Annotated in this window: 24 protein-coding genes; 23 read left to right on the plus strand and 1 reads right to left on the minus strand. The window is 46.3% G+C overall.

All coding sequences use genetic code 11. The annotated features are described in order from the left end of the window. The first annotated feature begins 2 nt into the window (after nt 1-2). The 9 genes from WIG73_RS10510 (at nt 3) to WIG73_RS10550 (ending at nt 8128) form a co-directional block, all read left to right on the plus strand. Nucleotides 3-854 carry an energy-coupling factor transporter ATPase gene (locus tag WIG73_RS10510; RefSeq protein ID WP_177680466.1) on the plus strand — a complete coding sequence of 284 codons (852 nt, stop codon included), beginning with the start codon at nt 3-5 and terminating at the stop codon, nt 852-854. Further along, a complete protein-coding gene (locus WIG73_RS10515) occupies nt 844-1716 on the plus strand; it encodes an energy-coupling factor transporter ATPase (RefSeq protein ID WP_337400497.1) in 873 nt (290 codons plus the stop codon). The genes WIG73_RS10510 and WIG73_RS10515 overlap by 11 nt, the downstream gene beginning before the upstream one ends. Further along, nucleotides 1709-2512: an energy-coupling factor transporter transmembrane component T gene (locus WIG73_RS10520; RefSeq protein ID WP_337400499.1), complete on the plus strand. Its 804-nt coding sequence runs from the start codon at nt 1709-1711 to the stop codon at nt 2510-2512. Before WIG73_RS10515 ends, WIG73_RS10520 begins: the two co-directional genes overlap by 8 nt. A 10-nt stretch (nt 2513-2522) precedes the next feature. After that, nucleotides 2523-3263 carry a tRNA pseudouridine(38-40) synthase TruA gene (gene truA, locus WIG73_RS10525; protein ID WP_337400501.1) on the plus strand — a complete coding sequence of 247 codons (741 nt, stop codon included), beginning with the start codon at nt 2523-2525 and terminating at the stop codon, nt 3261-3263. 75 nt (nt 3264-3338) lie between these two features. After that, nucleotides 3339-4466, plus strand: a complete 1128-nt coding sequence (locus tag WIG73_RS10530; RefSeq protein WP_249310775.1) for a DUF5711 family protein — start codon at nt 3339-3341, stop codon at nt 4464-4466. Between the two features lie 22 nt (nt 4467-4488). Then, nucleotides 4489-5151 carry a CvpA family protein gene (locus WIG73_RS10535; RefSeq protein WP_337400502.1) on the plus strand — a complete coding sequence of 221 codons (663 nt, stop codon included), beginning with the start codon at nt 4489-4491 and terminating at the stop codon, nt 5149-5151. 69 nt (nt 5152-5220) lie between these two features. Beyond that, nucleotides 5221-6282 carry a branched-chain amino acid aminotransferase gene (locus WIG73_RS10540; RefSeq protein ID WP_249310771.1) on the plus strand — a complete coding sequence of 354 codons (1062 nt, stop codon included), beginning with the start codon at nt 5221-5223 and terminating at the stop codon, nt 6280-6282. 160 nt (nt 6283-6442) lie between these two features. Next, a complete protein-coding gene (gene rho, locus WIG73_RS10545) occupies nt 6443-7864 on the plus strand; it encodes a transcription termination factor Rho (RefSeq protein ID WP_337400503.1) in 1422 nt (473 codons plus the stop codon). 117 nt (nt 7865-7981) lie between these two features. Beyond that, nucleotides 7982-8128 carry a hypothetical protein gene (locus WIG73_RS10550; RefSeq protein WP_249310767.1) on the plus strand — a complete coding sequence of 49 codons (147 nt, stop codon included), beginning with the start codon at nt 7982-7984 and terminating at the stop codon, nt 8126-8128. 52 nt (nt 8129-8180) lie between these two features. On the opposite strand, the gene WIG73_RS10555 is transcribed toward WIG73_RS10550, so the two are convergent. Continuing rightward, the gene (locus WIG73_RS10555) at nt 8181-9125 is read right to left on the minus strand and encodes a helix-turn-helix domain-containing protein (protein WP_177680457.1); all 945 of its coding nucleotides are present in this window, start codon (nt 9123-9125) and stop codon (nt 8181-8183) included. A 149-nt stretch (nt 9126-9274) separates the two neighbouring features. On the opposite strand from WIG73_RS10555, the gene WIG73_RS10560 reads away from it, so the two are divergent. The 14 genes from WIG73_RS10560 to aroE all read left to right on the plus strand — a co-directional run bounded on the left by WIG73_RS10560 (nt 9275) and on the right by aroE (nt 21091). Continuing rightward, a complete protein-coding gene (locus tag WIG73_RS10560; RefSeq protein WP_177680456.1) occupies nt 9275-9619 on the plus strand; it encodes a phenylpyruvate tautomerase MIF-related protein in 345 nt (114 codons plus the stop codon). 2 nt (nt 9620-9621) lie between these two features. Beyond that, on the plus strand, nt 9622-10332 hold the full coding sequence (locus WIG73_RS10565; protein WP_337400504.1) for a class I SAM-dependent methyltransferase: 711 nt from the start codon (nt 9622-9624) through the stop codon (nt 10330-10332). Continuing rightward, nucleotides 10326-11138 (plus strand): Nif3-like dinuclear metal center hexameric protein, encoded by an 813-nt coding sequence (locus tag WIG73_RS10570; protein WP_177680454.1) that lies wholly within the window; start codon nt 10326-10328, stop codon nt 11136-11138. The genes WIG73_RS10565 and WIG73_RS10570 overlap by 7 nt, the downstream gene beginning before the upstream one ends. 47 nt (nt 11139-11185) lie before the next feature. Next, nucleotides 11186-13513 carry an endopeptidase La gene (lon, locus tag WIG73_RS10575; protein WP_337400505.1) on the plus strand — a complete coding sequence of 776 codons (2328 nt, stop codon included), beginning with the start codon at nt 11186-11188 and terminating at the stop codon, nt 13511-13513. Between the two features lie 11 nt (nt 13514-13524). Further along, on the plus strand, nt 13525-14142 hold the full coding sequence (gene yihA, locus WIG73_RS10580) for a ribosome biogenesis GTP-binding protein YihA/YsxC (RefSeq protein ID WP_249310760.1): 618 nt from the start codon (nt 13525-13527) through the stop codon (nt 14140-14142). Nucleotides 14143-14147: 5 nt separating this feature from the next. After that, nucleotides 14148-14639, plus strand: a complete 492-nt coding sequence (locus WIG73_RS10585) for an Lrp/AsnC family transcriptional regulator (RefSeq protein WP_249310759.1) — start codon at nt 14148-14150, stop codon at nt 14637-14639. Continuing rightward, nucleotides 14639-15802, plus strand: a complete 1164-nt coding sequence (locus tag WIG73_RS10590) for an aminotransferase class I/II-fold pyridoxal phosphate-dependent enzyme (RefSeq protein ID WP_337400613.1) — start codon at nt 14639-14641, stop codon at nt 15800-15802. The genes WIG73_RS10585 and WIG73_RS10590 overlap by 1 nt, the downstream gene beginning before the upstream one ends. Before the next feature lie 20 nt (nt 15803-15822). Next, complete coding sequence (gene trmL / locus WIG73_RS10595; RefSeq protein WP_249310758.1) at nt 15823-16314, plus strand: tRNA (uridine(34)/cytosine(34)/5-carboxymethylaminomethyluridine(34)-2'-O)-methyltransferase TrmL; 492 nt, start codon at nt 15823-15825, stop codon at nt 16312-16314. Nucleotides 16315-16325: 11 nt separating this feature from the next. Beyond that, nucleotides 16326-17183, plus strand: coding sequence for a DNA glycosylase (locus WIG73_RS10600; RefSeq protein ID WP_337400506.1), 858 nt, complete (start codon nt 16326-16328; stop codon nt 17181-17183). Beyond that, entirely contained in the window at nt 17176-17412 is a 237-nt protein-coding gene (xseB, locus tag WIG73_RS10605) for an exodeoxyribonuclease VII small subunit (RefSeq protein WP_337400508.1), read from the plus strand. Before WIG73_RS10600 ends, xseB begins: the two co-directional genes overlap by 8 nt. Continuing rightward, nucleotides 17413-18294 carry a polyprenyl synthetase family protein gene (locus tag WIG73_RS10610; protein ID WP_249310752.1) on the plus strand — a complete coding sequence of 294 codons (882 nt, stop codon included), beginning with the start codon at nt 17413-17415 and terminating at the stop codon, nt 18292-18294. A gap of 20 nt (nt 18295-18314) precedes the next feature. Then, on the plus strand, nt 18315-18767 hold the full coding sequence (locus WIG73_RS10615; RefSeq protein ID WP_177680448.1) for a divergent PAP2 family protein: 453 nt from the start codon (nt 18315-18317) through the stop codon (nt 18765-18767). A gap of 820 nt (nt 18768-19587) precedes the next feature. Continuing rightward, nucleotides 19588-20244 (plus strand): Mg2+ and Co2+ transporter CorB, encoded by a 657-nt coding sequence (locus WIG73_RS10620; RefSeq protein WP_337400510.1) that lies wholly within the window; start codon nt 19588-19590, stop codon nt 20242-20244. Next, on the plus strand, nt 20237-21091 hold the full coding sequence (gene aroE / locus WIG73_RS10625; RefSeq protein ID WP_337400511.1) for a shikimate dehydrogenase: 855 nt from the start codon (nt 20237-20239) through the stop codon (nt 21089-21091). The genes WIG73_RS10620 and aroE overlap by 8 nt, the downstream gene beginning before the upstream one ends. The last annotated feature ends 6 nt before the right edge of the window (nt 21092-21097 follow it).

Below are 21097 nucleotides of genomic sequence, written 5' to 3' on the forward strand. Positions count from 1 at the left end.
GAATGATAACCACCGAAAATCTTTCATATACATACGGTTCGGAAAACGGTGACGGCAGATTTGTGCTCAAAGACTTAAACCTGAACATACGCAAAGGTGAGTTTGTGGCCGTTTTGGGTCACAACGGCTGCGGAAAGTCTACGTTTTCCAAGCTTTGCAACGGGCTTCTGATGCCTGTGGCCGGCAATGTGTATGTAGATGGTTTCAATACAAAGAACGAAGAAATGCTGTGGGAAATCCGTCGGCGCGTAGGTATGGTGTTTCAAAACCCCGACAACCAGATTGTTGCCACCGTGGTGGAGGAGGACGTGGCCTTTGCACCGGAGAATTTGGGTGTGCCGTCACAGGAAATACGGCAGCGAGTGGACGAAGCTTTGAAAATTGTAGACATGTATCGGTTCCGCAAACATGCGCCCCACCTTTTGTCCGGCGGGCAAAAGCAGCGGGTTGCCATTGCCGGGGCCATTGCCATGCACCCGGAGTGCATTGTGATGGACGAACCCACCGCCATGTTAGACCCAAAAGGCCGCAGTGAGGTTATGGAAACCATTTTAAAGCTGAAAAACGAGGAGAACATGACCATTGTGCTCATTACCCACTATATGGATGAAGCCGCCCGGGCAGATCGTGTGGTTGTAATGGACGAGGGAAAAGTTGTGATGGATGACACGCCCCACAGGGTGTTTTCCCAGGTGAAAACGTTAAAGGAACTGGGGCTCGACGTACCCCAGGTGACAGAGCTTGCCTACGGACTGAATAAAGCGGGAATTCCCATAAATTTTGACGTTTTAACCGTTACGGAATGTGCCGATGAAATTATGAAATATCTGGAGGTGGCACAGCGTGGGCATTAAAATTGAAAAACTGGATTATGTTTATATGCAGGGCAGCCCCTTCGAGCGCAAAGCACTGGACAATATTAATCTTGAAATAAACGATGGGGAGTTTATTGGCCTAATCGGCCACACCGGTTCAGGCAAATCGACCCTGGTTCAGCATTTAAACGGCCTTTTAAAACCTCATGGCGGAAGTGTGGTGGTGAATGGCCGTGAAACTACCACAAAGGGCGAAGACTTAAAAAAACTGCGGTGCGAGGTGGGGCTGGTTTTTCAGTATCCCGAGCACCAGCTGTTTGAAGAAACCGTTTATAAAGACATTGCATTTGGCCCGGCCAATCTTGGACTTTCAAAAGAGGAGATAGAGCAGAGGGTAAAAGAAGCCATGAACTATGTGGGCCTTTCTTACGATTTGATGGAGAAGTCCCCTTTCGACCTTTCCGGCGGACAGAAACGGCGGGCGGCCATTGCCGGCGTGCTGTCTATGCACCCGTCGGTGTTGGTGCTGGACGAGCCCACTGCAGGCTTAGACCCCGCTGGCCGCGAGGAAATCTTAACTCAGGTGAAATCCATTTATTTAAAAAGCAAAATGACGGTAATTTTAGTTTCCCACTCTATGGAGGACGTGGCAAAGCTGGTAAACCGCCTGATTGTGATGAACCAGGGCCGCGTGGCGATGGACGGCCCCGTTTCTGAGGTGTTCGCTCATGGTGACGAGCTTCGGGGAATGGGCTTAAACGTGCCCCAGGTGCACCTTTTGGTGGACGAGCTTATCAAACGCGGCGTGCCTTTAAGCAAAAATATCTACACGGTGGAAAAGGCAAAAGCGGCGCTGATGGTTTATTTTAACAAACAAAAAGAGGGGACGGGAAATGCTTAAAGACATCACTTTGGGACAGTATTTTCCCATTGACTCCAAGCTTCACAAGCTGGATTCAAGAACGAAAATCTTGCTTCTGATTTTAGATATTGTGACCATATTTATGGCACAATCGTTTTACAGCTACTGTTTGATTATTTTGTTCACCTTGTTCATTGTCAAAATTTCAAAAGTGCCTGTGAATATGTATTTTAAAGGGTTAAAACCTATTTTGTTCATCATTTTGTTTACCGCCGTGCTGAACATGTTTTTAACCGACGGCCGCGACCTGCCGGTGTTCGGCCATTCTATCGGCCTGACGGTGGAGGGCGTGATTATGGCGGTGAAAATGGCGCTTCGGCTGGTTCTGTTAATCATTGCCTCCAGCGCGCTGACCTACACCACCTCGCCCATGGCGCTGACAGACGGGATTGAAAAGCTGTTAAAGCCCTTTTCTAAGCTTGGGTTTCCGGCGCATGAGCTTGCCATGATGATGAGCATTGCCATACGGTTTATTCCAACCTTAATTGAAGAAACCGACAAAATTATTAAGGCACAGCAGGCCCGGGGGGCAGACTTTGACACCGGCTCGCTGATAAAGCGCGCGAAATCGCTTATTCCCATGCTAGTGCCGCTGTTTATCAGCGCGTTTCGCCGTGCTGACGAGCTGGCCGTTGCAATGGAAAGCCGGTGCTACCGGGGCGGTGACTCCCGCACCAGGCTCAAAGAAATCCGCTTTACCATAACAGACCTTTGGGGCTTTTTGGTGTTTGCCTTGTTTTTTGCGGCGGTTATTACCTTAGACATTGTTTTCTGATGGAGGAACTATGAGTCAGAACCATAAAATTACGCTGATGTATAACGGTGCGCGGTACGGCGGTTGGCAAGTGCAGAAAAACGCAGTTACCATTCAGGAGGAGCTTGAAAAAGCCTTTTCCACTATTTTGCGGCAAGATGTGTCGTTTATCGGAGCCAGCAGGACAGATGCAGGCGTGCACGCCTTAAACTACACAGCCAATGCCTTTTTTGACACGGATTTGGAAGAACGCAGAATTTTGTCCGGTGTGAACGCTGTTTTGCCGGAGGATATCCGGGTTAAGTCCATCAAGGAATGTGACGAGGCGTTCCATGCAAGATACTGCGCAAAATCGAAAACCTATGTTTATCAAATTGATACGTCCGTTTATGGCGACGTGTTTAAAAAGCCCTATGTTTGGCGGTTTAAATATCCGCTTAATTTTGAAAATATGCAAAAGTGTACGCCGTTTTTTCTGGGCAGACACGACTTTTCGGCTTTCATGTCCAAAGGCGCGCAGGCCAAAACCTTTGAACGAGAAATTTATGAGTGCTCCCTCACCAGGCAGGACGATATGATTACCATGAAAATCCGCGGAAACGGGTTTTTATATAACATGGTTCGGATTATTGCCGGAACTTTGGTCAGCGTGGGACGGGGCTTTTTAAGCTGGGAGGAAATTCCACAAATTATTTTGTCGAAAGAGCGCAAACGTGCAGGTATTACCGCACCTCCAGAGGGGCTTATGCTTTATGAGATTGAATATGAATAAAACGCTGCGCTAAAATAAGCCCACAGCGGCGCAGCTTAGCTTAAAAAGTGGGCTGGAAAGGCTGGAAAGCGGGATATGAAACATTCCATTATCAAAAAAATTATCATAGCGCTGCTCATTGTTGCCGGCGTTTTGCTGATTTTGTTTGTCAGCAGGGAAATCGCCGTCCGGTTTTTCGGCTACAAGCCGCCGGCCATTTCAGAGAGCCAGCAGAAAAAGGCAAAGCAGGTGGAGGTTTCGCTGGACGCCGGCGAGAACTATAAACACGTCGTTACCGACCAGTATATCTATTTTGTGAACGTAGACAAAGTTACAGTCTGCGACAGCAGCGGAAAGCAAAAGGCTGAAATTGCCATTGTTACGTCAGAACCCGTGGTAAAATCCAACGGAAAATACGTTATTGTTGGCGACGTGGGTGGAAACAACGTTTATCTGTTAAACGGCACCGATTTAAAAAACACCATTGTTACGAAAGGCGCTTTGGTGGACGTTTCGGTCAATGCCTCGGGTTACTGCGTGCTGGTAACCCAGGGGGACATGCATAAGCGGGACGTGACGGTGTATAATACCAAGGGGGAAGAACAGTTTGTCTGGAATTCGGGAAGCCTGTTTGTGTTAAGCGCCTCAGTTGCGGACAACAACAAAAACATTATCATTTCAACTTTAGACACACAGGAAGGCAAAATGAAATCGGTTTTGTCGTTTTACAATATTTCAGCTGCAGACCCCATTGCCACGGAGGAGTATGAAAACGAGCTCATTGCCGCGGTGGAAATCCGTGGAACCTATGTGTTCTGCGTGGGTGACTCGAAAGCCTGCGTTTACCGCGTTTCAGGCGAGAAAACGGCGGAAATCCCTTATAACGGAAAAACGCTGATTACATATAAAACCAGCAACGCCAATATTGTTATGGCGTTTTCCGAGTCGGCCTTAACTGGCAAGCGGTATGACATTGAATCCTATAACACCGCAGGCAAGCAAATCGGGACCTATGAGCTGGACTATAAAATTGACTATATTGATTTTGCACAGGACACCATTGCCATCAGCCGCGGCAGGCTGATTAACACGGTGGACCTTTCCGGCCGTGAAAAAAAGCTGATTGACCCGGGAATTGACATCGACAGCCTGAGCTTTATCGGCGGGGTGTCCACCGCCGTGGGCTTCACGGCCAACGGGGCATATATTTTTAAAATTACATAACTTTTTGCAAAGGAGGCGCGCTGTGAGCATTAACTATTTAGATCTTGCTGTGCTTCTGATTATCGTTTTATCCATATTATTCGGCTTCAAAAAGGGATTTTTAAGAACCGTTACGGGCCTTGCGGCAATGGTAATTTCGCTCATTTTGGCTATGACGCTTTACCCATATGCCGCGGAGCTGATTATGAAAACTCCTGTTTACGACACGGTATATGACAACACCGCCGCCGTGATTCAGGTTCCCCAGGAGAATACCGGCCGCTTGTCTGATTTCGGAACAGGCAAACTCAATTTACCGAGGGACTTTACAAATCATTTGGAAAAGAACATTGACACAGCGTCCGACGCGGTTGTGTCTTCTGTTGCAGACACGGTTGCATCATCTGTTGTAAAGCTTGTCAGCATGCTCTGCGTGTTTGTGCTGGCGCGGTTTCTGCTGATGATTGTCGCCGGTGCGGCGGGGCTCATTCACAAGCTCCCTATCATTGGCTGGGGAGACTCTCTTTTGGGAGCGTTGTTTGGTTTGTTTCGCGGTTTGCTTTTCGTTTATGTGCTGCTGGCTTTTGTGACATTTGCTGCATCTATGGCACCGGACGGGGCTCTTTCCCGTGCAATAAAATACTCGGAATTTGCTAAAGTGATGTATAATGATAATGTTCTTTTGGATTTTATCTATAAAGGCTAATTCCTGTTTGACAATGAAATTCAACAGATGTATAATGAATAACAGATAAAAAAATATGGAGGCTTTAAAATGGAAATTAAAATTGTGAAAACAACAACACCGAAAGAGAAACCGGCTGCAAACGCCTTAGGTTTCGGAAAATATTTTACAGACCACATGTTCGTTATGGACTATAGTGTGGAAAAGGGCTGGCACGACGCAAGAATAATTCCTTACGGCCCGTTTGAGTTTGAGCCCTCCTGTATGGTGTTTCATTACGGACAGTCTATTTTTGAAGGCTTAAAAGCTTACAAAGGCGCTGACGGCGGTGTGCTTTTATACCGGCCGTATGAAAATATGAAGCGCATGAACCGGTCGAACGACAGGCTTTGTATTCCGCAGATTGATGAAGATTTTGCCGTTGACGCAATTCGCCAGCTTGTTCTGCTGGACAAAGACTGGATTCCCGAGGGCGAGGGAACATCTCTCTACATCCGCCCCTTTGTATTCGGAACAGACAACGCGCTGGGCGTTCACCCGTCCCATACATATAAATTCATTGTTATCTTAAGCCCTGTGGGTTCTTACTATGCCGGCGGACTTTCTCCTGTTAAAATTTGGGTTGAGAGCGAATATGTCCGTGCAGTGCGCGGCGGTATCGGCGCGGCGAAAACAGCCGGCAACTACGCTGCCAGCTTAAAGGCCCAGGAAGTTGCAGAAAAGAAAGGGTATTCCCAGGTGCTCTGGCTGGACGGTGTGGAGCAAAAGTATGTGGAAGAAGTTGGCGCGATGAACATTTTCTTTAAAATCGGCGGCGAAGTTGTAACACCTGTTTTAAACGGCAGCATTTTAGGCGGCATTACCCGGGACTCGGTAATTGAGGTGTTAAGGGGAAGCGGCTACAAGGTTACGGAACGCAAAATTTCTATTGACGAGGTTCACGAGGCTTATAAAAACGGCAAGTTAGAAGAGGTGTTCGGCACCGGAACCGCCGCTGTCATTTCTCCTGTGGGCGAGCTTTGCTATAAGGGCGAGAAAATGGTGATTAACAACAACGAAATCGGAGAGGTTTCGCAAATGTTGTATGACACCATCACCGGAATGCAGAAAGGCGCAATTGAAGACAAATATAATTTCACCTACAAAATTTAAGCTTAAACGATAAATGTGTGTTCCGCAGCGTTTTGCGCTGCGGAAACCGTTATTTTGCTTCTGAATTTGTTATTGTCAAACTTTATCTTAAATTTTCTTTTCTTAGCATGAACTACTATCCCGCTTTACATTTATTTTAAACTTCATATCGGAGGAATTTATGGATTTATCAAATAAAAAATTACAGGATTTGCGTGAAATCGCAAAAGCAATTGGCATAAAAAATATTACCAAATATAAAAAGGACGAGCTGATTGCGGCCATTTCGGAAACGCCAAAAGCCTGCCCTTCTGCTGAAACGGAGGTAAAAGCGGTTGAGAAAACGGTGGAAACAACAGTCACTGCGGAAGCCTCAAAAACTGAACAAAATGGTGCAGTAAAACAGGAAAACAAGGCACCTGCTAAAAAGGCCGGGCAAAAGCGCCCGGAGCTCACTGTTTCCGGCTCCGACAATATCGTAGGCGGGATTTTAGAGGTGCTGCCGGACAATGGATTTGGCTTTCTGCGCGGGGAAAACTACCTTTCTACGCCGAAAGACGTTTACGTTTCGCCTACGCAAATCCGCCGGTTTAACTTAAAAACCGGCGACAAGGTGACGGGTATTGCCCGCCTGCCGAAAGAGGAGGAAAAGTTTCCGGCGCTGATTTTTGTGCAGCATGTGAACGACGACACACCTGACAAAGCAATTCGCCGCAAGCCTTTTGAATATTTAACACCCATTTTTCCCACAGAGCGAATCCGGCTGGAGAACAACCAGAGGGACTATGCCATGCGGCTGGTGGATTTAATAGCCCCCATAGGAAAAGGGCAGAGGGGCTTAATTGTTGCCCCGCCGAAAGCCGGTAAAACAACGCTATTAAAAAATATTGCCAACAACATTGAAGCAAACCATCCGGAAATTACGTTGATTGTGCTTTTAATTGACGAGCGACCTGAGGAAGTGACAGACATGAAGCGGTCAATTTCCGGCGACGTGGTATATTCCACCTTCGACCAGGTGCCGGAACACCATGCAAAGGTGGCCGAAATTGTGTTAGAACGCGCCCAGCGTCTGGTGGAGCAGAATAAAGACGTTGTTGTGCTGTTAGACTCTATTACCAGGCTTGCCCGGGCATATAACTTAACTGTGCCTCCCTCGGGCAGAACGCTTTCAGGCGGGCTTGACCCCAGTGCCCTGCACAAACCGAAAAAGTTTTTCGGCGCGGCAAGAAATATAGAAAACGGCGGCAGTCTCACCATTTTGGCTACCGCGCTGATTGAAACGGGCAGCCGCATGGACGACGTGATTTTTGAAGAGTTTAAGGGTACGGGCAATATGGAGCTGCACTTAGACAGAAAGCTTCAGGAAAAACGGATTTTCCCTGCCATTGACATCAACAAATCCGGCACAAGAAAAGAAGAACTGCTGCAAACGCCAAAGGAACTTGAGGCGGTTTGGGCCGTTCGCCGGGAGCTTTCCAGTCAAACTACCCAGGACGTGACGGAACAGCTGATTAACAACTTAATCCGTACAAAGGATAACGAGGAGTTTGTGGAGCTGATTTTGCGGTCGTACGACCGGGGCAGGAAAAACAGGTTTTGACAAAATAATTTGATTTAAAAAATTTTTTCGTATAATTCCAAAGCGTATTTTGCATAATAGTATTGAGCGCAAAAGTGTGCTCAAATAATACTTTAACCAAGCTTTGGGAGGAAAAAAATGAACAATCAGAATCAGAACAACAACCAAAACAGAAACCAGAATAACCAGAACCAGAATCAGAACCAAAATAACCAGAACAACAACCAAAACAGAAACCAGAACAATCAAAATCAGAACAAAAATCAGAATAGGGAACAGTTCTAATTTTAGAGAAGTTCAAAAAAGCCGCCCTTTTTATAGGGCGGCTTTTTTCTTGCTATTCGGCGTCTTTCGGCGGAATGCGGTTTTGATAGTCGCTTACGTTTAAACGGTCAATCTTACACTTTTGACGGTAAGACAGCGGCGTTACGTTCTCGTGCTTTCTGAAAATATCATTAAACCGCTGCTGGCTGGAAAACCCAACCATTTTTGCAACGTCCGCCACTTTTACGTCGGTATTCTGCAAATATTCCTTTGCTGCCTCAATGCGCACCTTTAAAATATAACTTTTGGGGCTGATTCCGAATTTATCTTTAAAAGAATGCGCAAAATAACTGTCGGAAAGATAAATATATTTGGCAACTTGAGTTAACGTCAAATCCTTGTCGTAGTTGTTGTCGATATATTCCTTTGCAATGCCTAACAGCTCGTGAAGCTTTAAATTACGGTTTTTTGCACTCTGTTCCCACTCCTGCTTAAGAGTACGGGAAAGGAGCACAAACAGCTCAATAATTAACAAACAGCTTAAAAAATCGCCCCAAACCTGATATTTCATGCGCTCCCTTAAAATTCGGTTCATTACGTGAACAATGTCGTTTTTCTTAGAAAGCGTTAGATGTAGGTAATCGCCGGTGGCCTCATCTTCAATATATTCAATAAAATCCGTAAGCGACACGTGGCTGTCAAGCTCATTTTTCTGGGTTTTAAAGGTAAAGCTCAGCACAATGAACTCGCACACGTCAGACTTCACCACAAACTTGTGCGACCTGCCGGGCTTGATAATGACAATGGAATGCGGCGTCATGCTGACATCGATCCCCTCAATCTGAAAAACAGCAGTCCCTTTTTTAATATAAACCATTTCAAAATGGTCGTGGCGGTTTGCAGTCATCGACCAGTTGGTGTCGTGAATTTTTTCAATGGTTTTCACAATGGCCGGCATATAGGTTAGTTTTTCTACCAATTCGTCCCACGCGCGGGGAAGCTGGTCGCTGTTTTGCATAGAGAACACACCTTTCCAACAAAAATTAATGAAATTTGTTTTATTATACAATAAAATTGCCGAAATGTAAACAGTATTTTAACTTTATTGACACTTTTTTTTTATTATGCTATACTGTTTTCATGATAATCGAATAGGAGTGGATAAACATGCCATATATTGGAACAAAGACAACGAAGACGCTTACAGAGGAGAAAAAAGCCGCTCTTGCAAAACGGTTTGGAACGGCCATTACCACCATTCCCGGAAAGTCTGAGGCACATTTGATGCTGGGCTTTGAAGGGGACGCCACCATGTATTTCGGAGGAAAAACCGGCGAACCTATGGCCTTTGTGGAAGTGAAGCTGTTCGGAACGTCTGACCGGGAGCATTTAACAATGCTTACAAAACAAATTTGCGATATATTAAAGGAAGAATTGGGCATCGACGGCGCAAACACCTATGTGAAATATGAAGAAGTTGCCCACTGGGGTTGGAACGGAAGCAACTTTTAAGCATGGATATTAACAAAATGATGACGCCCAGGCTCATGTTCGCGGCTGGGTTTGTTTCCTGCGGCGCAACAGTGGCCGACGTGGGGACAGACCATGCCTATATTCCCATCTGGCTTGTAAAGAACGGCGTTTGCCCGGGTGCTGTGGCAATGGACATTAACCAGGGTCCGATTTTGCGGGCAGAAGAAAATATCAGGAAATTTGGCTTAGAAACAAAAATCCGTACCAAACTGTCTGACGGACTGGCGGCTCTGGAGCCGAATGAGGCGGACACGGTGGTGATTGCCGGAATGGGCGGAATTTTAATCAACCAGATTTTAGAGAATGCAGCGCATCTTTATTCCTCAATAAAACACTATGTTCTCCAGCCGATGACTGCCATTGAAGAAACCAGAAAATTTTTAGAGCAAAATGGATTTTTCATTCAAGACGAGTGTCTGGCGAAGGAAGAGAACAAAATATATACCATTATGTCAGTTGTCCGGGGACAAATGAGAATTGAAAAGGAAATTCATTATTACATAGGGGAAAAATTAATAGAAAACCGTGATCCGCTGCTTTCGGAGTTATTAGACGGAAAGATGTATGAGTTAGGCCGTGCAATTGCTTCATTACAATTTGCCAAAGGTGAGGAAGCAGCCCAAAAGCGGGAATGGTTTTTGTTTTTGCGAAATGAAATGAATAAAATTAAGGAGGCCTGCACGTTATGGTAAAATTAACGGACATTATAGACTTTTTAAATCTGACTGCGCCGCCGCACCTGGCGGAAAGCTATGATAACGTCGGGCTGTTAATTGGAGAGAAAGAAAAAGAAATTCGGAAGGTGCTTGTTACCTTAGACACAGACGAGATTGTGGCCATTGACGCCCGGGAAAAGCAGGCGGATTTGGTTTTGTCCCACCACCCGCTAATCTTTAGGCCGCTGGGCAGGATAACGGGTGAGGACGCGGTCTCACGGACGGTTTTGTCGCTGATTAAAGACGACATTGCGCTTTTTTCCATGCACACCAATTTTGACAGCGTAAAATGTGGGCTGGGCGATTTGTTTTTAGACAAAATCGCCGAAACACAAAACCGCGTTCCCATAGAGGGAGACGGTGAAAACGGTATTGGAAGAATTGCAGATGTAAAAGGCGAGCTTGTTTTTTCTAAACTTTTGGACAGAATAAAAACAGAGTTTCATATTAAGTCTTTGCGTTACATTGGCCCGGAAAACAAACAAATCCGCAAAATTGCGGTGGTTAACGGCGGCGGGGCAGATTATATTTATGAGGCAAAGAAGCTGGGGGCGGACTGTTTCGTGTCCGGCGACATGAAATATCACCAGGCACGGTTTGCTTATGAAAACGATTTGGCCCTGGTGGAGGTTCCCCATTACCAGGCTGAAATCATTTTTTGCGGGTATGTAAAACAGCTTTTGGAAAACCGGTTCGGCAGTGAGCTGGAGGTTTTGGTGACAGACAAAAACACAGACATCTGGAAACAGCTGGATGAACTTGTAATTGACACAGAAACGTGATATAATAGAAATAATACACTGGTTTAACAAAATATATGGAGGTAAGCATGAATCAGGTAATCATGAAGCAGACGCAAGCTTTGCCAATGATTGTTGTCCGCGGCCTTGTGGTGTTCCCAAATACGCTTCTTCATTTTGATATGGCCCGGGAAAAATCCATTTTAGCATTGGAAAATGCAATGGTGAACAAACAGTTGGCATTTGTGACGATGCAAAAAGATATAACAATAGAAAACCCTGCGCCGGAGGACATTGAAACAATGGGTACCATTTGTAAAATTACCCAGGTGGTAAAAATGCCCAACAATACGGTGCGCGTTTTAGTGGAAGGGTTAAAACGGGCTAAAATCAGCGAAATTTTGAAAACAAAGCCATATTTTGTGTCTTTGGTGGATGAAATTGAGCCCGAGGAATTTGACGAAGAAGAACTGGAGAACGAGGCCTTAAAAAGAAAGCTCATTGACGAGTTTATGAACTACCGCGAGTTTAACCGCAAGGTGAGCGGTGAGTTTTTGTTTACCCAGCAAAACACTGATGACACGTCCCGTCTGGCGGACAACTTAGCGTCGAATTTGCCATTGAAGCTTTCCGATAAACAGGAAATTTTAAACACGGTGGACGTGAAAACCCGTGTGGAAAACTTAATTTCACTTTTAATCCGCGAAACGGAAATTGCAAAAATCGACAGCGTAATTGATAAAAAAGTAAAAAGCAACATTGATAAAAACCAGCGGGAATATTTTTTAAGAGAACAGATGAAGGTCATTCAGGAGGAACTGGGCGACAAAGAGGGCGTTGAGCTGGAGGCGGAGGAGTATAAACAAAAGCTATCAGAATTAGACCTGCCGGAAACTGTACGCGAAAAGTGCGACAAGGAACTGGAACGGTTTATGAAAATGTCCTACAGCAACCCGGAGTCTAATGTAATTCGCACCTATCTTACTTGGGTTTGCGACCTGCCCTGGAACAAAGTTACGAAAGACACACTTAGCATAAAAAAAGCAAAAGCTGTGCTGGCAAAAGACCACTATGGCTTAGAAAAGGTGAAAGAGCGCATTTTGGAGTTTTTGGCGGTGAAACAAATCACCGGTACCATGGCCGGCCCGATTTTGTGTCTTGTGGGCCCTCCGGGCGTGGGTAAAACATCCATTGCGAAATCCATTGCTGAGAGCATGGGAAGAACCTATGTGCGCATTTCCTTAGGCGGCATCCGCGACGAGGCGGACATCCGCGGCCACAGAAGAACGTATATCGGTTCTATGCCAGGCAGAATTATAACGGCTTTAAAACAGGCAGGAACCAACAATCCACTTATGCTGTTCGATGAAATCGACAAAATGGGGTCGGACTATAAAGGCGACCCTTCGGCTGCGCTTTTAGAGGTGTTAGACTCTGAGCAGAACACAAAGTTTCGCGACCATTTCATGGAAATTGATTTCGACCTGTCTAACATACTGTTCATCGCTACGGCTAACACGTTAGACACCATTCCCCGTCCCCTTTTGGACAGAATGGAAATTATTGAGCTTCCGGGCTATACGTCGGAAGAAAAGTTTCACATAGCAAAACGCTACCTTTTGCCGAAACAGCTGAAAAAGCACGGACTTAAGAACGACAACATCAGTATAAACGACGGCGCAATCCGCACCGTGATTGAACACTATACCCGGGAGGCAGGCGTTCGTACGCTGGAGCGTAAAATTGCAAACATTTGCAGAAAAGCTGCGCTGTTATTAGTGGACGATCCCGAAACAAAAGTACGTGTAACGGCGAGAAACATGGAAGAATTTCTTGGCAAACACCTTTTCGAGCGGGAACAGGCATCCAAAAAGGACGAGGTAGGCATTGTTACCGGTCTGGCCTGGACGCAGGTGGGCGGCGACACGCTTTCTGTTGAAGTGAACGTTATGCAGGGCACGGGAAACTTAGAGCTAACTGGCCAGCTGGGCGACGTGATGAAAGAGTCGGCCAAAGCCGCTGTAAGCTTCGTGCGGGCCAACGCCGAGAATTTAGATATTGACGGGGAGTTTTATCAAAATCGGGATATTCATATTCATGTGCCGGAGGGCGCCACGCCGAAAGACGGCCCGTCTGCCGGAATTACCATTGCAACGGCCTTAACGTCGGCCTTGTCCGGCAAAAAGGTGAAGCACGATGTTGCCATGACCGGCGAAATCACTATCCGCGGCAGGGTGCTGCCCATTGGCGGCCTGCGGGAGAAAACTCTGGCGGCCTACCGCGCCGGCATAAAAACCATTATTATCCCCTGGGAAAACAAAAAGGATATTGACGAATTAGAGCCGGTCGTGAAAGAAAACATTGACATTAAACCCGTACACGACATGAATGAAGTGCTGCACATAGCGCTCGCCTGAAAGGATTTTTTATGAAAGTGAATATACACAACGCGCGCTTTTTGCTGTCCGGTGTGAAAAAGGAGCACTACCCAGTGTCGACCATGCCCGAGGTTGCCTTTGCGGGCAGGTCGAACGTTGGGAAATCCTCCATGATTAACAAAATTCTAAACCGCAAAAACTTTGCAAGGGTCAGCGCCACGCCGGGTAAAACTGCAACCATTAACTTCTACGACATTGACAAAAAGCTAATGCTGGTGGACTTGCCGGGCTATGGCTATGCTGCCGCCAGCAAGGGAGAGCGAAAGGCGCTGAGCGACATTATAAACGAATATTTAACCGAGCGCAAGCAGCTGGTGCAGTTGATTTTGCTGGTGGATTCCCGCCACAAACCCACTGAGGACGACCGTCGCATGATGGATACCATTAAAAGTGCCGGCGGCATGGCGGTGGTAATCGCAACGAAAACCGACAAGCTTTCCAAGCGGGAGCTGGAAGAAAATCTTGACCGTATAATTGAAACATTAAACCTTTCAGACGGCGACATTTTGCTGCCGTTTTCCACAAAGACAGCTGAAAGTGCAGAAAATTTCTGGGACTATATCTATGACTATATTTTGTTCGACTTAGACGACGAAGAAGGGGAGTAATCGGTATGATAGGTGACAAGGAACGGATTTTAAAACTGATTGAACGGGACGTGCATGCAACCCCGGAAGAAATTGCGGTGATGATTGGCAAGGACAAAGCTTATGTTCAGGAAATTTTGGACGAATGTGTGCAAAATCAAACAATTTTGGGTCAGAAAACCATTATCGACTGGGAGAAAACTGAGCGGGAACTGGTTTCGGCCATTATTGAACTTAAGGTTACGCCCCAGCGAGGTTCGGGCTTTGACCGCATTTCAGAGCGCATTTACCAGTATGACGAAATTTCGTCGGTTTACCTTGTTTCAGGCGGATTTGACATTGCAGTAATTGTTGAGGGCAAAACGGTTAAGGAAGTCGCGTTGTTTGTCGCGGAAAAGCTCGCCCCTATGGACGAGGTTATCAGCACAGCCACCCACTTTATTTTAAAGAAATATAAGGCGGAGGGCGTTATTTTAAACAACAAGATGGAAGACGACCGCGAGGTGATTACACTATGATGAACTACGACAGCGTTTTGTCTGACGTGGTGAAAACCATTGAGCCATCGGGCATTAGAAAATTTTTCGACCTTGCCAGCGACATGGAGGGGGTTATCTCCTTAGGCGTTGGCGAGCCGGATTTTGTCACCCCCTGGCATATCCGAAATGAAGGCGTTTACGCCCTGGAAAAAGGGAAAACTCACTACACAGCCAATGCCGGTTTTTTGGAACTGAGAAAAGAAATTTCAAACTATATTGAGCGTAACACCCAGGTGAGTTACGACCCCAAAGGCGAAGTTTTGGTCACGGTGGGCGGCAGCGAGGCTATTGATCTTGCAATCCGTTCTATTGTTAACCCAGGTGATGAGGTGCTTATTCCCGAGCCCTGTTTTGTGTGCTACAAGCCCTGCACCATTTTAGCCGGCGGTGTTCCGGTGCCAATTGTGACAAAGGTGGAGGATAAATTTAAGCTCACTGCAAAACAGCTGAAAGACGCCATTACCCCCAGAACCAAAATGCTGATTTTGCCCTATCCCAACAACCCAACAGGCGGCATTATGACAAAATCGGACTTAGAGGAAATTGCGGCTGTTTTAAGAGATACCAATATCATCATTTTAACAGACGAAATTTATTCCGAGCTTACTTATGGGAGAAAACACACCTCCATCGTATCTATTGACGGCATGGCAGAGCGCACCATTTATGTGAACGGATTTTCCAAAAGCTATGCCATGACAGGATGGCGTCTGGGTTATGTTGCCGCGCCTAAGGAAATTATGCAGCAAATGCTTAAAATTCACCAGTTCGCTATTATGTGCTCGCCGACTACCAGCCAATATGCGGCTATTGAGGCCTTGAAGAAGGGGGATGAGGACATAAAGAAAATGCGGGAGGAATACGATTACAGAAGACGGGTAATTGTAGACGGATTTCGGAATATTGGCCTGTCCTGCTTCGAGCCGGAGGGAGCTTTTTATGTGTTTCCCGACATTCGAAGCACGAAAATGACCTCATCTGATTTTTGCGAGGCCCTTTTAAATAAAGAAAAGGTTGCCGTAATTCCCGGTTCTGCCTTTGGTGCAAGCGGCGAAGGGTTCATCCGCTGTTCCTACGCATATTCCATTTCCAGCATCAACGACGCTTTAAGCAGGATTGAGCGGTTTTTAAAATCGCTTTAACACGAAAGGACAAAATAGACATGGCAATGAACATTGTGCTCGTTGAACCTGAAATTCCCCAAAACACAGGAAACATTGCAAGAACCTGCAAGGCAACGGGCAGCATTTTGCATATCGTAAAGCCAATGGGCTTTGCGATTGACGATAAAAAGCTAAAGCGCGCCGGGTTAGACTACTGGCACGAATTAGACATTCGGTATTATGAAAATTTAACGGACTTTTTTGAAAAATGCCCGGGAACATATTATTTCTGCACCACAAAGGCCGGCAAACGCCACAGCGACCAAACATTTCAAGACGGGGATTTCCTTGTTTTCGGCAAAGAAACCCACGGCCTGCCGGAACCGCTGTTAAAGGAACACTATGAAAACTGCATCCGCATACCCATGGCGGAGGGCGCAAGGTCGTTAAACCTTTCTAACTCTGTGGCAATTGTGCTTTATGAAGCGCTGCGGCAGCTGAACTTTCTGACATTGAAAGAGGAGGGGGTTCTTACGGGCAGGCCCGATTAGGAGATACCTTTATGAAAAAACAAGTTGTGCTGAAAAACCTTTGCAGCTTTGAACCGCAGCATATTTTTGAATGTGGACAGTGCTTCCGCTGGAAAAGGGAGGAAGACGGCAGTTACACCGCTGTTGCCCGAAACCGCGTGATAAACGTTTGCAAAGAAAACGGATTTGTCGTTTTTCGTAATGTGACGGAAGAAGAATTTCATGATGTTTGGCGTGGCTATTTCGATTTTGACACCGATTATGGTCAAATTAAGAAAACGCTTTCGGAACATGACAGATGTTTAAAGGATGCCACAGAATATGGCAGTGGTATCCGGATTTTAAACCAGGATTTGTGGGAATGTGTGGTATCGTTTATCATATCCGCCAACAACAATATTCCGCGGATTCAGGGAATTATTCAAAGGCTTTGCCAGCAGTTTGGAGATCGTTTAAGTTATGGCGGGAAAACCTATTTTACGTTTCCCGGACCGGAGAGGATTGTAGGCGATTTATCCTTTTTAAGGGCTGGCTACCGCGAACATTACATAAAAAATGCCTGTGAAACCTTTTTAAGCAGCAATTTTTCAGATATCGCAGCGCTTGACACAGACAGCGCTAGAAAGAAGCTGCTCACCATAAGCGGAGTGGGGCCTAAAGTGGCGGACTGCATCTTGCTGTTCGGCTTAGGACGGCGGGAGGTCTTTCCCGTTGACGTTTGGGTCAAACGCTGTTTAAACAGCCTGTACGGCGAAGCCATGAAAACAAAAACGCCCCGGGAGTTCGCGGCGGAGGCCTTCGGACCACTTGCGGGCTTTGCACAGCAATATTTGTTTTATTATATGCGTGATGCGGGATTTGACAAAACGGGAGGAATGAAACATGCCTAAGGCAAAAACCTTTGAAGAGTCAATCACAGAACTAGAGCAAATTGTAACCCTTTTAGAAAGTGGCGACGCTCCGTTAGACGAAGCGGTGACTCTGTTTGAAAAGGGAATGAAACTCTCTGCAAAATGCCACGACCAGCTTGACAAGGCCGAGCAAAAGGTAAAGCTTTTAACAGAGAATGAAGAAGGAGCTGTTAAAACAACAGATTTTAACAGCGGGGAGGACAGTTAATTGGATTTTTTAGAAGCGTTAGAAGCCAAAATTGTTGAAGTGAATAAAAGTCTGCATAAATACCTTGAGGAGAAAGACAGTCCTCAGGCAACTATCTATAAGGCAATGAACTACAGTCTGCACGCCGGCGGCAAACGTATCCGTCCCGTGCTTGCGCTGGCATGCGCCGAGGTTTTAGAAGCGGAGACGGATAAGGTTATGCCCTTTGCCTGTGCCATTGAAATGATACATACCTATTCCTTAATCCACGACGATTTGCCGTGCATGGACAACGACGACCTGCGCCGGGGCAAGCCCACCAACCACAAGGTTTACGGCGAAGCAATTGCAACCCTGGCTGGGGACGGGCTTTTAAATTTGGCATTTGAAACTATTTTAAAGCAGTCCCAGGTTTCGCCCAATATGACGCTGGCGGCACTCTCCTTAATTGCAGACAGCGCAGGCGTGGAGGGCATGATTGGCGGACAGGTGATTGACATTGAGTCTGAGGGTAAAACCATCGACGCAATTACGCTGATGACCATGCACCTGCACAAAACGGCGGCGCTTATTATGGCGTCTGCGAAGGTGGGTGCGCTGCTTGGCGGTGGCGGCAGGGAAGACCTGATTGTAATGGAGGAGTTTGCGCGGTATTTGGGCATTGCTTTCCAAATTAAAGACGATATTTTAGACGTGGCGGGCAGTGCCGAAAACCTGGGCAAAACAACGGGCAAGGACAATGCAAGCCAAAAATCGACCTTTGTTACAATCTATGGCTTGGAGCAGTCTGAAAAAATGCTTGTAGACTATACCAACAAGGCGGTCGACGCTTTGTCAAAATACGGTGCTAAGGCAGAATTTTTAATCAATCTTTCAAAATTTTTGTTAGACCGTGACAGATAAAATTTAAGGTGGTAAAAAACGTGTGGTTAAAAGAACTTCTGGCAAACGAAATTTTGATTGCAGCGATCATCGGCTGGTTCAGCGCCCAGGTTATTAAATTTTTGCTGGTGTTGATTGAGGACAAAAGAATTAACTTTGAGCGCCTGGTAGGCTCCGGCGGCATGCCCAGCTCACACACCTCGTTCGTCACCGCTTTAACGGCAGCAGTGGCATTAAATGAGGGCTTATCGTCGTCTTTGTTCGCAGTTTGCGTAGTGTTTTCGTTTGTGGTGATGTACGATGCCTCCGGTGTGCGGCGCGCTGCAGGCGAACAGGCTGCGCTGTTAAATCGGCTGGTGGAAAACTTTGGCAGGGAAAAGCTTGAGGTTACAGGAGAACGGTTGAAAGAGCTTGTGGGGCACTCGCCCTTAGAGGTAATTGCCGGCGCGGCTCTGGGAATTGCGGTGGCAATTGTCACCCACAACATATTTTAAATTTTTGTTAAAACTTTAATTGAGCCTTTACTTAAAGCAAAATTTATGGTATATTAATGATGTTTGATAAAGAAAAAATCACGGTGGTGCAGTATCCTAGTCAGCGCTGCTTGCTCCCAGGACGGGCCTAAAAATCCGTTGAAGGGCACATCGATGAAGTTCCTGGTGCTTGCTTTCGACGCCCAGTCGGGGGTTGGTGCTGGGAGTTAAGGCTTTGGGGCGTCTCGCAATGGCATGCGAAATTCGACCCCATTTCCGTGGAGACCTGTTCTTGTGCTTCATCTGCCCGCTTTAAAACCGTATCGTTTTGAGGCGGCCTACTGAGGTACGAAACAGGGTGAAACCTGTTGCTTGGTGCAACTGCCGTGCGGTTTAGCGGCCGCAATGCACGCGTGCTGGGGACAGCGTAGCCTGCCTTGAGTGGGTATGGCGGATAGCGGACAGACCTTTTTCGTTCCGGCCAAAACAAAAAGGTTATCGCTGCTTGAAACCATGGCTGCAAAAGAGGCTAAGAGCAAGTCTGACTGTTTGGGAAAACCTCTAGGCTGTTCGTATGAGATACTTTTGGGATTGTAGTGCGGACTTAAGTGGTGATTCGGTTCTGCATAGGGAGACCGTGCAGGTCGGACGTTAAAGGGAAACCACTGATTTGGCGACATATCAGCAGTCCGTCGGGAAAGCCTACCGAACCTAAACCGCAAAATTTACCTCAAGTATTGCCACCTATTTTTTTATAAAATTTATCGTATAAAGATTTGTATGCGCCGTAAATTCAGTTTGCGGCGTAACTTTTAGTTTGAATTTAAGGCTGGTGTTTTGATTGTCTGACGACAGTAGTAATAAGCGGGTAACTGCAAACAAAATTAAAACATATCGTAAAACAGGAAATAAAAAAGAGGGCCGTAAATGGGTTGTTACAATTGTTCTGGTGACCTTTGTGATTTCTGCTATGCTGCAGATGATTCAGTCGGGGTTGATGAACAGGGTAAACCTGATTATGGCTTTTATTATTTTGAGCATATTCATCGCCATCGGCGTATTGTTCGACATTATCGGTGTGGCGGTAACCTCAGCGCAGGAAACGCCGTTTCACTCCCTTTCCTCCAGAAAGGTGCGGGGTGCAAAAGAAGCTGTGCGCCTCATTCGCAACGCAGACAAGGTTGGCTCTTTTTGTAACGACGTTATCGGCGACATTGTGGGCATCATTTCAGGCAGCGCCACAACGGCAATTGTCATTATGCTGTTTTCCCTGGGCTATTTTAAAAGTGAGTTTGTTTTAACCATTGTGTTAACCGCGGTTGTTGCGGCGCTTACCATTGGCGGCAAGGCGCTGGGAAAGCGGGTGGCCATTGAAAAGTCCGGCACCATTGTGTTTACCGTGGGAAAAATTGTGAGCTTTATTGCTCCGGTGAAAGAGAAAAACACGGCAAAGCCAAAATCTGAAAATGCTAAGGCGGCGAAAGAAAACGATGATTGAAACAACAAATAAAACGAAACTGTTCGGCATTTTGGGAACGCCGATTGCGCATACGCTGTCTCCTGCCATGCATAGCTTCATGGCGGAGCAAAACAAAATTGACATGGCTTATTTAGCGTTCGACGTGCCGCCGGAAAAGCTTGGTGACACCATGCGGGGCGTGAAAGCCATAGGAGCGTGTGGCTTTAACATTACCGCGCCCCACAAAATTTGCGTGATGGACTATTTAGACCACATCTGCCCTGAGGCGCAGCACATGAACTCGGTGAACACCGTGGTAAACCGTAACGGCGTGTGGCACGGTTTTAACACCGACGGGAATGGTTACTGTGAGTCTCTTTTATTAGAGGGACATGAAATTAAAAATAAAAATATTTTAATGATGGGCGCTGGCGGTTCTGCCCGGTCTCTTGCCTTTACGCTCGCCAAATCCGGCGCAAAATCCATTTCCATTACGTCCAGAAGCATGGAGAAAATACATATAATCGGCGAAATGGTAGAACACTATACTGAAACTATATTTTACGATACGCTGGACAAAGCCAAGGATTACGACATTGTAATCAACACCACACCTGTGGGAATGCACGGCGCCGGCGACAGCGGCAACCCCTGCGGTTTTATGGATTTGATTCACGAAAACATGGTGTGCAGCGACATTATTTATAACCCGAAAGAAACGGTGTTTTTAAAAGAGGCTAAGAAAAGGGGCGCGCGTATTCATAACGGTTTGGGCATGTTGGTGCTTCAGGGCATTTTGGCATTTGAGCTGTTTTGTGAAATTTCCTTAGACCACAAAAGGACGTATGAACAGCTGATGCATTTATTTGACTACTACAGAATTTAAGGTGAA

The organism is Congzhengia sp. (assembly GCF_037235575.1).
In the GTDB taxonomy this organism is placed as follows: domain Bacteria; phylum Bacillota; class Clostridia; order UBA1381; family UBA9506; genus Congzhengia; species Congzhengia minquanensis.

Bases quoted from the DNA above. Each gene is read 5' to 3' on its own strand.
- WIG73_RS10590 (WP_337400613.1), top strand. From the start codon at position 14,639: ATGAACTACGACAGCGTTTTGTCTGACGTGGTGAAAACCATTGAGCCA.
- trmL (WP_249310758.1), top strand. From the start codon at position 15,823: ATGGCAATGAACATTGTGCTCGTTGAACCTGAAATTCCCCAAAACACA.
- WIG73_RS10520 (WP_337400499.1), top strand. From the start codon at position 1,709: ATGCTTAAAGACATCACTTTGGGACAGTATTTTCCCATTGACTCCAAG.
- xseB (WP_337400508.1), top strand. From the start codon at position 17,176: ATGCCTAAGGCAAAAACCTTTGAAGAGTCAATCACAGAACTAGAGCAA.
- lon (WP_337400505.1), top strand. From the start codon at position 11,186: ATGAATCAGGTAATCATGAAGCAGACGCAAGCTTTGCCAATGATTGTT.
- WIG73_RS10540 (WP_249310771.1), top strand. From the start codon at position 5,221: ATGGAAATTAAAATTGTGAAAACAACAACACCGAAAGAGAAACCGGCT.
- yihA (WP_249310760.1), top strand. From the start codon at position 13,525: ATGAAAGTGAATATACACAACGCGCGCTTTTTGCTGTCCGGTGTGAAA.
- WIG73_RS10570 (WP_177680454.1), top strand. From the start codon at position 10,326: ATGGTAAAATTAACGGACATTATAGACTTTTTAAATCTGACTGCGCCG.
- WIG73_RS10565 (WP_337400504.1), top strand. From the start codon at position 9,622: ATGGATATTAACAAAATGATGACGCCCAGGCTCATGTTCGCGGCTGGG.
- aroE (WP_337400511.1), top strand. From the start codon at position 20,237: ATGATTGAAACAACAAATAAAACGAAACTGTTCGGCATTTTGGGAACG.
- WIG73_RS10560 (WP_177680456.1), top strand. From the start codon at position 9,275: ATGCCATATATTGGAACAAAGACAACGAAGACGCTTACAGAGGAGAAA.
- truA (WP_337400501.1), top strand. From the start codon at position 2,523: ATGAGTCAGAACCATAAAATTACGCTGATGTATAACGGTGCGCGGTAC.
- WIG73_RS10510 (WP_177680466.1), top strand. From the start codon at position 3: ATGATAACCACCGAAAATCTTTCATATACATACGGTTCGGAAAACGGT.
- WIG73_RS10550 (WP_249310767.1), top strand. From the start codon at position 7,982: ATGAACAATCAGAATCAGAACAACAACCAAAACAGAAACCAGAATAAC.
- WIG73_RS10555 (WP_177680457.1), bottom strand. From the start codon at position 9,125: ATGCAAAACAGCGACCAGCTTCCCCGCGCGTGGGACGAATTGGTAGAA.
- rho (WP_337400503.1), top strand. From the start codon at position 6,443: ATGGATTTATCAAATAAAAAATTACAGGATTTGCGTGAAATCGCAAAA.
- WIG73_RS10585 (WP_249310759.1), top strand. From the start codon at position 14,148: ATGATAGGTGACAAGGAACGGATTTTAAAACTGATTGAACGGGACGTG.
- WIG73_RS10600 (WP_337400506.1), top strand. From the start codon at position 16,326: ATGAAAAAACAAGTTGTGCTGAAAAACCTTTGCAGCTTTGAACCGCAG.
- WIG73_RS10530 (WP_249310775.1), top strand. From the start codon at position 3,339: ATGAAACATTCCATTATCAAAAAAATTATCATAGCGCTGCTCATTGTT.